The organism is Shewanella sp. SM23, from assembly GCF_025654295.1.
Taxonomy (GTDB): domain Bacteria; phylum Pseudomonadota; class Gammaproteobacteria; order Enterobacterales; family Shewanellaceae; genus Shewanella; species Shewanella oncorhynchi.
Window position 1 is genome coordinate 367,572 of sequence record NZ_JAKKRM010000003.1, and the last position, 11,528, is coordinate 379,099.

Consider the following 11,528-nt stretch of genomic DNA (forward strand, 5'->3'; position numbering starts at 1 on the left):
TAGCCCCTTTATGCTTTCAGCTGCGCGGCCCACAACCTGGTGGTGTAGGGGATTTGAATATGATCAGTGCCTAAAGCCAGCAGAAATTTTTCAATATCTTCAATCACCAGTTCAAATAAGTCGCCAGCCTGACGGGCAAGAGTGGCATGTGAGCGCCAGGCTTCAACTACAGATGCAATATCCTGCTGATGCACTACATGGCCTTCAATATAATGAACGGCGTTAAACAAGCCGCTTTGCTCCATCACTTCGGTTTGATCTTCACGGCGCACTCCATAACCATAACCTTCAACACGGGTACGGATCAGGGCTTCAATTTCAGACTGAATTGGGTCTGTTAAATCGCGGTGATTCCACATAGCTGCAAACCAGCCTTGTGGTTTGGCAATACGTTTTACTTCCAACAAAGCTTTTGGTCTGTCACAGACGTTAAAAGAGGAGCCAAAAGTAACAATATCAAACACGCCAGACTGTTGTCCTGTTGCTTCACCTACCCCTTCAAACCAGATTGCATTCATGCCTTCAGTACGTTTAATTCCGCGGCTTCGCATTGCATCGTTCGGTTCAACGGCATTGACTTGTAAACCACGTTTTAATAAATGCAAAGTCAAATGTGCAACACCAGCACCGACATCACAGGCATGTTTTCCCGCCGCCAAGCCAGCCAGAGCAAAGAGTTGGTCGATAGCGTCATCGGCATAGTCAGGACGCTTTAAATAGGCTTCCGCAAGTTCAGTGTAATTCCACTCAGTTTTCATTATTTAACTCCACAATCTTTGACTTTAATTCATTGATCAGCTGCTTCAGACTTTTCTCCACCTCGTCCTCCGGCATAGGGCATATCCGGATATCTGGTTTCAAAGGCGCCTCATAGCTGGCATTTATACCCAATACATTGTTCACTTCGCCACGCATAGCGCCGCTGTAGAGGCCATGCTTGTCTCTGCTTATTAAGACTTCTATCGGCACATCAATAAAAATCTCCAGATAATTTGTAATATTTTCTCTGTTCCATTGCCGCACGTCTTCAAACATTGAGACAGTTGAAACAATAACATTTGCCCCTTGCGAACAAAGCAACCGTGCCAGCCGGGCGTACTGATACGACAAATTTTTGCGTTGCTCTGACTGATGCAAAGTTGTACTGCCAAATACCTCACGTAATTCATCGCCATCAAGCAACAAAAATTGCCTGCCCACCAGACTTTTAATTTGTTTCTGCAACAGCTGCGCCAGTGTTGTTTTTCCTGAACCAGGCAAGCCTGTTACCCAAAGACACAGACCTGTATTAGCATTATTTTGTATTACATCAGTCATTATTTAATCCACATTTTCAGCTGCACCGCCCCGATTCTAAACGCCACCAGCCTGGTAAATCATATCCACCAAGGATGGCTTTAACTGTATCTTTAAAATAGCTCACTGTATTGCCATCATTAAACAACACTTTTTCAGTCTGCAGCTCTATCCGTTCCCTATAATGGCCTGGAGCCTGCAACATATTCCGTACTGTACTGACCAGCATCTGAACATCCGAAACACAAGCGCCAAAAGCCGGTCTGTCCTTAATGGAAGAAAAATTACCGTATTTTTCCATTAGTTTCTGATTATCTGGGGCGTAAAACACTACAGGTCTGCGACAGGTTAACGCAAAGGTAAAAGCCGTCGATGAAGTGTCGGATACCATCAAAGCACTGCGCTGATAGGTTGCCATATAGCTGGAGCCGCCTAAATCCAGTTCACAACGGGATTGCTGGCAAAACGCCAGCGTATCCCGCAACGCCTGTGCTGCTTTGGCCGGTTTGCCCGATTGCAGATAGGCCAAATCTCCGGGATGAGGTCTGAATAAAATCCGGTACTGCGGGAAGTGTTTCTCAAGCGCAGCCAGAATTTGCACACCATGATAAAGCGAGTAACTCCACTGGCAATCCGGGATATCAAACATACTGGCGGTAGGTGCATAAATAATACAATCGACAGGCCCCTGATACTGCTGAAACTGGGCTCTGTTGCTGTCTAACCTCGGGTAACCGCCGGGGATCAACACCACCTGGTTTTTAAACTGACCCGCTATTAATTCCTGTTGCATCCGGTCAAAAGCAGGCTTTGAGGACGCAAAAATATAATGCCGCTCTGGCTGGGCTATATCAGCTTTACGGTCAAAGGGATCGTAATCATAAATCACATGCATACAGCTTAGTTTTGGTACAGCAGGATGCGCACAACGCCAGAAGCGGGATGAGATAGCCAGCGCTGAGCTGGTGTTTTGCTCACTTGCACTTAAAGATTGCAGCACTAAATTCACCGATTTTTCTTCGGCTTTATCTGGCTCGTCAGAAAAAGTGACCAGCTGATAGGTCTGAGCTAACTGCTGTGCTACAGGGTTTAAATGCTGACGATAAGCACCAGCCCTGCCATAAAAATGAAAACTGATTAAAGGACTGTCTGGCTGAGGAGCAGGCAATCGTTCTGACAAAGGACCCAAAATCCGCTGTTCCACAGTGGCCATATCCACTAAAGGAGGGCTTAAAAGCACTGGTTTGACCGGGTAATTCAGCTGAAACAAAGACTCTAACAAAACTAAAGCGGAGTCATGTTGCACATTGAGGATCTGTGAGCGCTGCACACCCGCTAAGGTTAATCTTTGTAATGCGGCCTGTTGATGGACTGCACTGGAAACCGCCAGAAAAACGACACAAGGAATCGCTGCGTCCAGTTCAGAAGCTTTGTACACCGGCAAATCGTGCCACGGGCTTTGCTGTTGCTCATCAATAACGCCGTCAACAGAGATCTCAAGCTGCAACAGGCAATGCAACACAGTCACGGCAAAAGACCCTGCGCCTGCAATATATACTTTGACTTCAGATCCCATTTTTTCTCTGTTTAGTTCCATCACGCCTTTGCTTTAGCTACCTTAGTAAAATCTGAATGTTAAAGCAATAAACAGGCCAGTACGATACAGTAAGACAGAAGCTAAAAATTCATCTGAGTGTGGGCTGACAGAGGTATAAGACAGTGCATAAAAAATCCATTATTTTATTTGGTGCCAGCGTCGGTGGACAACGGGCCTTATACTGGTACCAACAGCAAGCGGATACCACTGTGCTGGCAATAGCAGATAATGACGTCACTAAACAAGGCACTTTTATTGATCAGGTGCCGGTGATTAGCCCGGCACAAATCCAGCAGTACGACTGGAGTCAGATTGTAATTTGTAGCATGTATTTTCAGCCAATCCGCCAGCAGCTCATAGGGCAATATGGCATAGTAGCCAGTGCCATTTCCGTGGCATCAGCCACAGTATTGAAAGGATTACAGCCGCTACAACGAGGGCAGTTGTACCATCAGGCAAGGCAATTAATGTTGCAACTGACCAGCGTATTAAGCAAAAAAAACATTCCCTATTACATTGACCACGGCACTTTGCTGGGACTGGTCAGGGAAGGAGATTTATTGCCCTGGGATAATGATGTGGATATCGCCATTGACGCTGAGCATGCAGAAGCCGCATTTGAAGTGCTGCAATCTTTTCTCGCGGCCGACGCTCAGCACGCAACGCCATGGCAGGTCAGTTATCAGTCAGGTATATTTGATACAGCTGAAGGCCCACAGCAAGGCTGGCGTATTATTAAAGTGACGTTGCAAAGCGCGGGCATGTCTGCAGAGCATTTAGTGGACTTTATTATTAAGCATAAGGTTGGCCCTTTAAGATACTGGCTGGTTGGCACTACGACCTTGCAGGCTCCGGACGAATTAACCTCAGCACGGGTGAGTCTGGATTATCAGGGTCATGTCTTAACTATTCCGGCCAGCACTCAGCAGTATCTGACGCTGCTGTACGGGGACAACTGGCATATACCCAAACAAGACTGGAGCCATGCCAATTACAGCAATATCACAGAATAAGCCCTGACAAAAATGGGCATTTTTCTAAACTATTTCCTTTATTGGACGATAACGATGCAGCACCTGACTACCATGTTGCAACAGCCGGATCAGCTAAACGGCAAAGCACAGTTACAAAAGCCTGCTTTCTGGAAGGCTTGCCATCAGTATCAAAGAACCGCCCACCATAGCGCATTCGTTCTCTTATCCGCTGATCAGCCACTATGGCGTGCCTCAAAGACAGTAGCTTTAGTCTGCCAGCTATTATTGAACGGTTAAAAACACATGAAGTTGTGGTGGAAGATATGCAATTGCTAGAAAAGCTATACCATTGGTTTTTGCAGCTGCCACTTTATGCTGAACTCAGTCAGTATATTGACTGACAGCTGCTTTATCTGTTGCAGCCAGAGATGCTGGCACCAGGCGGTACAGACAATTTTGCCTTCGCATTAAATGCAAATTATATCAAGCTGTTATTGCAATATTCCGCACATTATGCAGATACAGCACAGATTAAAGTTACTAGCCGATAGACGACAAGAATCACGAGGAGTTTATATGCAGCCATTGTCGTATTACATTGCCGGAGCGGGGAGTTTTGCGTCCCTGACCTTGAAAATGCTCACCGATACGGGCGTTGTGGTACAGGGTTTTATTGACGAAATAGCTACAGGCACCAAAGAGAGCCTACCTATTTACAGCAGCGATCAAATAAAGGCCACAGTTCAAACCAGCAACACTTGTGTACTAATCGCAATTTCGCTGGAAAAACATCAAGAAGCCGCCCGCAACCGACTTATAGTTGCTGGGGTAAACCCGTTATTAATCCTGAATTTAGAGTCAGAAACGAGCCTGACGTTTTTGCGAACTTTACATCAGGAAGGCATCAAGCTGCCTGAATTGCTGCAAGTCCCATTAAGTGACATTCCCTCATTAGAACAACGCATAACCCAACTAAAATCAACCAAAGTAGTCGGAAAAAAAAGCCTAATCAGTTTTAATTTCTACGCAGGCGGATGTGCCGGAGGAGGTGGTTTTCGTCAGCACGTCAATCCTTTGGCGGAAAAGCTGACTAACCACTACGAAGTGATCAGTTACTCTGATGAAACTGATTTAGCGGGCGATAATTCTATTCAATTACATCTACAAAGTAATCTCTCTGCGGTACTCAATAACACTGCTGATCTAGCCATAACACCACACTTTATACCTTGTTCTGCGCCATCAGTCTGCAAAGTCACTTTTATGCATGTAATTTATGATTATTGTTTGTTTGAGGACGTTTTGTATAAATCCATTTCGCAACCAAAACGCCATTACATTTTCACCTCATCGCGCCCAGCTTTTAATGGCATGAAACAACTACTGTTAGATGGTGACTATAAAAATGAAGTCATCTTGATCCCTGGTGGTTATCCACGATTGGACTACAACAGACTAAAACTTCAGCAAATGGCTGAAGCATCAGATACTCTGGTATACGCCCCTACGGCCAGTGTTGAAATGCCGGACAAAACCGAGCTGACCTACTCTATTTATCAGGCATCCGCAATTCTTGAGGCTTTGGTTCAGGCATTTCCGTCCTATCGCATAGTGTTTCGTCCTCACCCTAAAGACTTGTCCAGAGTACGGGCAGGGAAAAATAGCCCAACAGCAGATGCTATACGTGCAGCAATAGAATATTGCCAGCATTCTCGCTGCGAGTTAGACAGCTCCAGAGGAGACTATCTGGCTAATTATGGCCGTGCTGCAGTGTTAATCTCAGACACTTCGTCAACTGCATTTACTTTTGCACTGACAACCAAACGCCCTGTAGTATTTTTTTCTCCAGGTAACCACTTATTGAAAGAACAACTGGGGCATTTTGATTATATTCAGGACCGCGAACACTTTGGCGTTACAGTGTCAGATGTCAACTCACTACTTTTAGCCATAGCTACCATGCTGGAGAATCCTGGCCAGTATGCTGAAAAAATATTACAGCACAGCAAACAGATCCTATTTAATGATGGGCGCAGCGAAGATTATTTTATCAACAATGTCAGTTATATTTTGAATAACAGCTGTCATCCTGACTGGTGGTACTTGCGGGATCATCAAAAGCAAATCGGCTGACTTGAACGTTGTATTACTCAGTAATATTAGGCCACTACAATCTTGGGCTTGAAATACTATTTAGGCCCAAGGCTGTAATTCTGACAGTGATCTCAGGTTATTTTATCTTTCTTAAATAACTGACACTGACCTGATCCAACACAAAAGATTTTTCAATGTATAATTGCTCTCCTTCCAAAAAATATTTCCACCACAAAACCAACATCGGATGAAAAATCTGCAGGAATTCAGGATTTTCATTACTGATATTGGCTGCCAGTTTAGCCATAATGCCAACCATATAGTTGGAGCTGCTATGCTGATTGGCACCACCAATTTTGCAAGCGCCGAATGACCTAACCTCAGAATGGATCAGCCTAGAGTACCAAGTTCAGTCTTTAACGGTTCCCGCCGATGCAAGGCAATATTTACAGTTGCTGTACGGAGAGGACTGGCATATTCCACGCAAGGATTGGAGCCATGCCAATTACAGCAATATCACAGAATAAAAAATAATGTCGCTGAATAACAGAGTTTCTAAACTATTTCCTTTATTGGACGATAACTTAACTTAGGTAGTAACATAGATCCACTCTCATTAAATGTTTAAACAGGGTTGCCAAAATTATCATGACAAAATCCGTCTATGTAGGTATGAGTGCCGATCTGGTTCATCCGGGTCATCTGAATATTTTAAAAAAAGCAGCTGAACTGGGTGACGTCACCGTAGGATTGCTGACCGATCAAGCCATTGCCAGTTATAAAAGAGTGCCTTTTATGACCTTTGAGCAACGCAAAATTGTGGTTGAAAATATCAAAGGCGTTTGCACAGTGATCCCTCAAACGACGCTGGATTACGTGCCCAATCTGAAACAATTAAAACCTGATTTTGTGGTGCACGGTGACGACTGGCAAGATGGCGTGCAGGCTAAAACCAGACAACGGGTGATTGATGCATTAGCTCAATGGGGCGGTAAACTGGTAGAAGTGCCATACACTCAGGGTATTTCCTCTACCCGCTTACATGCTGCCATGAAAGAAATTGGCACTACGCCTGATATTCGTCTGCGTTCGTTGCGCCGTATGTTGGCCGCTAAACCTCTGGTGCGTTTTTTAGATATTCATAACGCGCTGTCCGGTTTAATTATTGAAAATACCAAAGTGAACACCCCTGATGGCCCACAGGAATTTGATGGCATGTGGGGCAGCAGCCTGACCGACTCCACCGCCAAAGGTAAACCTGATATTGAAGCGGTAGACGTATCGTCCCGTATGGTGACCTTAAACGAAGTGTTGGAAGTAACCACTAAACCTATTATTTATGATGGTGACACCGGCGGCAAAACTGAACACTTTGTCTTTACCGTAAAAACACTTGAACGCCTTGGCGTGTCGGCCGTGATTATTGAAGATAAAACCGGTCTGAAGAAAAACTCTTTGTTTGGCACTGATGTTGAGCAAACTCAGGACAGTATTGAAAACTTCTGCGCCAAAATCCGCGCTGGTAAAAATGCTCAGGCCACCCGTGATTTTATGATTATCGCCCGGATTGAAAGCCTGATTTTAGGCATGGGTATTGATCATGCGATGGAACGAGCTGAAGCTTTTCTCGATGCAGGTGCCGACGGCATTATGATCCACAGCAGAGAAAAAACGCCGGATGAAGTTTTTGAATTTTGTAAAAAATACAACACGTTAGAGAATCGTAAAACTCTGGTGGCAGTGCCATCCAGTTACAACAAAGTCACTGAAAAACAGCTGAAAGACCATGGTGTTAACGTAGTGATTTATGCCAACCAGCTATTACGTAGCGCTTACCCTGCTATGGTCAAAACTGCCCAGTCTATCCTGACCCATAGCCGCTCTGCCGAAGCAGACGCCGATATGATGCCTATTCAACAAATTCTTGAGTTGATCCCGGGAGGGAAGTAGTGATCCAGCCAGATGCCTTTTCCCAGAGCTTAAAGCAGCACCAGATCGAGATGTTTTTTGGTGTGCCTGATTCGTTATTAGCGAATCTTTGCGCTTATGTCGACGATCAGCTGCCAGCCAGCCAGCACCGTATTACCGCCAACGAAGGCAATGCGCTGGCGATGGCCGCGGGTTATCACCTTGCATCAGGCAAAGTTGCAGCGGTTTATCTGCAAAACTCTGGTCTGGGTAATCTGGTGAACCCACTGACCTCATTGACCGACGCTGAAGTGTATAAAATTCCGGCTTTGCTGATTATCGGCTGGCGTGGTGAACCAGGCGTTAAAGATGAGCCTCAGCATATCAAACAAGGCCGCATCACCCCTGCTCTGCTGGATTTATTAAGTATTCCTTATTTTGTACTCGACTCTGCTTCTGACTATCAGCTGCAGGTACAACAGGCCGTTGAGTACACACAACGACATCAGTCCCCAGTTGCCTTACTGGTTCGTAAAGGTGCCTTCGCCGACTACCATTCAGGCAGAGCGGTGATTGCAGCTTCATCCATGAAACGTGAAGAAGCTCTGGCTGTGGTGCTGGACAACCTGTCCGGTGATGAAGCCGTAGTAAGCACCACCGGCAAAACCTCCAGAGAAGTCTTTGAGCTACGTAAACAACGTGGTGAAACTCAGCGTGATTTCTTAACTGTAGGTGCTATGGGGCATACTTCATCCATTGCATTAGGTGTGGCTATGGCGCAACCAGAGCGTGCTGTGGTCTGTATTGATGGTGATGGTTCAATGCTGATGCATCTGGGTGCTATGGCTATTATAGGCTCTGTTGCGCCAGCTAACTTATTGCATCTGGTATTAAACAATCAGTCGCACGAGTCTGTCGGTGGGCAACCTACTGTAGCTGGTGAAATTAATATAGGCGCTTTGGCGACCTCGCTAAATTATAAAAGCTATTTAAAAGCCAGCACAGCTGCAGAAGTTGCTGCGGCGATGCAACAAGCAAAACAGCTGACAGGCCCTGTATTACTGGAAGTGCTGATCGCTCAGGGCTCACGGGATGATCTGGGACGGCCGGACAGCACGGCAGAACAAAACAAAATCGCATTTATGAGGTATATTGATGCCGGCCTCTGAGTCCGATTTGCCCGTGCAGCAGCAAACTCTATTAGTTACTGGCCCTGGTGCATTTGCAGCATTAAGCAGTGAATGCCGTGGTTTAACAGTGTTGATTATCACCAGTGCTGGTTTTACTAAACGGGGTGTGGTTGCAGAGCTAACACAGCATTTAACCGAAGCGACAGAAGTTCTGCTGTTTGATGGCATCACTCCTAATCCTGAACTGGATGTATTAGACAAACTCACGGCACAATTTCGTCCGTTAAAACCACAGCTGCTGATTGCTTTGGGCGGCGGCAGCGCTTTGGATGCAGCGAAAGTACTGACACAAACGCTGGTGCAGCCGGAGCATGCTGATGGTTTGCTGAACCTGCATTTCAGACAAAAACAACCTCTGGACTGGTTGCCTTCACTGCCTTTAATTACTATTCCTACTACAGCAGGCACAGGTGCAGAAGTGACCCCTTTTGCCACCGTCTGGGATGCTGTGTTTCATAAAAAGTATTCGCTTGCTCATCCGGGCATGTATCCGGTTTTAACCTTATTACAACCAGAACTGACGCTAAGTCTGCCGTGGCAAGAAACTTTATATACAGCATTAGATACTGTGTCGCATAGTGTGGAAACCTTGTGGAATAAACACAACACGCCAATAAGCTGCGGCTACGCCATTCAGGCGCTGGAGCTGGTGATGCAGCATCTGACGACAGTGTTAAAACAGCCGGATCAGTTAAATGGCAGAGAGCAGTTACAGAAGGCCAGCTTTCTGGCGGGGCTTGCCATCAGCATCAACAGAACCGCCATCGCCCATTCGATTTCTTATCCGCTGACCAGCCATTATGCTGTGCCTCACGGCTTAGCCTGCAGTTTCAGTCTGCCTGCTATTATTGAATTGGTGTTGTCGAAGCAGGCTATACCACAAGATATACACCCCTTATTGCTCCGTTTGTCTGACTGGTTAGTGCAGTTGCCGCTTTACTCCGAACTGACACAATATCTGTCATGGCAACAGCTATCTGCGCTGGTGCCGGAAATGGTTAATCCCGGCCGAGCCGACAATTTTGTATTGCCAATGAATGAAGATGAGATCCACTTATTGCTGCAACGCGCACTACAACTGGCAGAGGCGGGTAATACATGAAAAAACTGGTACTTTTTGGTGCTGGTCAGGGAGCCAGAGCTTATATCAAACAGCTCTCAGCCACTGAACAGGTGATTGCCGTCTGTGATAATGATGTGACCAAGCATGGCAGCACCTTTGCCAATTATCCTGTGATCGGTCCCGCTCAATTAGCCAACTTACAATTTGACAGATTAGTGATCACTACCCAGTGGTTTCAGGAAGTACGCCAACAACTGATGCAGCAATATCAAATAGCCCCTGAGCTACTGCAGGTACCGGATAAACATCAGCTCAAATCGGCAGCCCCTTTTGCCGATGCAGCAACCCATCAGCTAGCCCGTGATATGTTGTGTACATTATCTGAGATGGCGGCACAAAGGCAGATCCGTTTAGTAGCAGACTTTGGCACCCTGCTGGGTTTAATACGCAATCAAGATATCCTGCCTTGGGATGATGACATTGATTTTGCCGTCGATGAGGCAGAACAAGCCGCGGTACTCGCCCTGTTAAAACAGTTTATTGAACAATATCAGGCGCCAGTACAATGGCAGCTAGATCAGCTAATTGATCAGCAGCACAGGGTCGCGAGTTACACCCTGAGGCATCAAAATCCGGATTATCAACCTTTTGAGATTTCGGTGTGTTTTAGGCGGAACGAACAAGGTAAGTCAGTGCATCTCGCGAGCCTTGGCCTATGGTATGCCCCAGCGGTACATTTTGAAGTGTGCGATGACATACAATGGCATGGCGCAACAATCAAGATACCTGCCGATACCAAAGATTATCTGGCTTTTGTATATGGGGCGGATTGGCAGCAAGAGAAAAAAACGATGGCCATAGGTGACTATGCCCACACCCAAAGCGTTTCTTTTGAACAAGTACAGCAAACTGGTTTACGTAGCGAAGCCATAGCATCAGACCGAATCGACAATACTCTATCACAGCCGCTCGGGTAACCCTCAGTCTTCACGTATAACAGTCATATTTAACGCCGCCTTGAACCCAACAATCTCTTTAACCTGAGATCGGTTTAACGAGCCATAACTGCAATAGCATTAAACTCCCCGTTAGTGAGGTTCAGTTGTGGCTTATTGTCTTTCAATTGATAGGCGATGAGTCCCGCAATCATATTCAGTATAAAACCATGCACACTGCGATGTCTTGAGTGTTCTATTTGAGAGATATTTTTTAACTGGTCGTTGATGGTTTCTATGATGAAACGTCTCGACAGCATCGCTCTATCCCACAACGACATCGCTTTTGCTTTCATATTCTTACGCACGTTCGTCACCAACTTCACGCCTTTCTCCAGCAATTCACTGGACAGCGCTTTACTGATATACCCTTTATCAGCATAGAGTTTATTCATGTCACTGTGCACCATC

At 45.9% G+C, this 11,528-nt stretch carries 12 protein-coding genes; 7 read left to right on the top strand and 5 right to left on the bottom strand.

Annotated features, from left to right (window positions below; all coding sequences use genetic code 11):
• Window positions 1–8: 8 nt before the first annotated feature.
• The 3 genes from L5L98_RS06405 to L5L98_RS06415 are packed head-to-tail and all read right to left on the bottom strand — an operon-like array spanning window position 9 to window position 2,893.
• A complete protein-coding gene (locus tag L5L98_RS06405) occupies window positions 9–758 on the bottom strand; it encodes a class I SAM-dependent methyltransferase (protein WP_212600948.1) in 750 nt (249 codons plus the stop codon).
• The gene (locus tag L5L98_RS06410; protein ID WP_212600949.1) at window positions 748–1,317 is read right to left on the bottom strand and encodes an adenylyl-sulfate kinase; all 570 of its coding nucleotides are present in this window, start codon (window positions 1,315–1,317) and stop codon (window positions 748–750) included. Before L5L98_RS06410 ends, L5L98_RS06405 begins: the two co-directional genes overlap by 11 nt.
• Window positions 1,318–1,333: 16 nt before the next feature.
• A complete protein-coding gene (locus tag L5L98_RS06415) occupies window positions 1,334–2,893 on the bottom strand; it encodes a CDP-glycerol glycerophosphotransferase family protein (RefSeq protein ID WP_212600950.1) in 1,560 nt (519 codons plus the stop codon).
• 122 nt (window positions 2,894–3,015) lie between these two features.
• On the opposite strand from L5L98_RS06415, the gene L5L98_RS06420 reads away from it, so the two are divergent.
• Together L5L98_RS06420 and L5L98_RS06425 are read left to right on the top strand one after the other, a co-directional pair.
• Window positions 3,016–3,906 (top strand): LicD family protein, encoded by an 891-nt coding sequence (locus L5L98_RS06420; RefSeq protein ID WP_212600951.1) that lies wholly within the window; start codon window positions 3,016–3,018, stop codon window positions 3,904–3,906.
• Between the two features lie 537 nt (window positions 3,907–4,443).
• Window positions 4,444–6,000: a CDP-glycerol glycerophosphotransferase family protein gene (locus L5L98_RS06425; RefSeq protein WP_212600953.1), complete on the top strand. Its 1,557-nt coding sequence runs from the start codon at window positions 4,444–4,446 to the stop codon at window positions 5,998–6,000.
• A gap of 97 nt (window positions 6,001–6,097) precedes the next feature.
• Here L5L98_RS06425 and L5L98_RS06430 read toward each other — a convergent pair whose 3' ends face one another.
• Window positions 6,098–6,268 (bottom strand): hypothetical protein, encoded by a 171-nt coding sequence (locus L5L98_RS06430; RefSeq protein WP_212600954.1) that lies wholly within the window; start codon window positions 6,266–6,268, stop codon window positions 6,098–6,100.
• A 34-nt stretch (window positions 6,269–6,302) separates the two neighbouring features.
• Between L5L98_RS06430 and L5L98_RS06435 the strand changes: the two genes are divergently transcribed.
• From L5L98_RS06435 to L5L98_RS06455, 5 genes are all read left to right on the top strand, one after another.
• Window positions 6,303–6,488, top strand: coding sequence for a hypothetical protein (locus L5L98_RS06435; protein ID WP_263139430.1), 186 nt, complete (start codon window positions 6,303–6,305; stop codon window positions 6,486–6,488).
• 121 nt (window positions 6,489–6,609) lie between these two features.
• Window positions 6,610–7,911, top strand: a complete 1,302-nt coding sequence (gene aepX, locus L5L98_RS06440) for a phosphoenolpyruvate mutase (RefSeq protein WP_263139432.1) — start codon at window positions 6,610–6,612, stop codon at window positions 7,909–7,911.
• Window positions 7,911–9,038 (top strand): phosphonopyruvate decarboxylase, encoded by a 1,128-nt coding sequence (aepY, locus tag L5L98_RS06445; RefSeq protein WP_212600957.1) that lies wholly within the window; start codon window positions 7,911–7,913, stop codon window positions 9,036–9,038. The genes aepX and aepY overlap by 1 nt, the downstream gene beginning before the upstream one ends.
• Complete coding sequence (locus tag L5L98_RS06450) at window positions 9,025–10,161, top strand: phosphonoacetaldehyde reductase (RefSeq protein WP_212600958.1); 1,137 nt, start codon at window positions 9,025–9,027, stop codon at window positions 10,159–10,161. The genes aepY and L5L98_RS06450 overlap by 14 nt, the downstream gene beginning before the upstream one ends.
• Complete coding sequence (locus L5L98_RS06455; protein ID WP_212600959.1) at window positions 10,158–11,099, top strand: nucleoside-diphosphate sugar epimerase/dehydratase; 942 nt, start codon at window positions 10,158–10,160, stop codon at window positions 11,097–11,099. Before L5L98_RS06450 ends, L5L98_RS06455 begins: the two co-directional genes overlap by 4 nt.
• Window positions 11,100–11,173: 74 nt before the next feature.
• Here L5L98_RS06455 and L5L98_RS06460 read toward each other — a convergent pair.
• Window positions 11,174–11,528: transposase (locus L5L98_RS06460; protein WP_263139434.1), on the bottom strand; the 355-nt coding region annotated here is incomplete at its 5' end.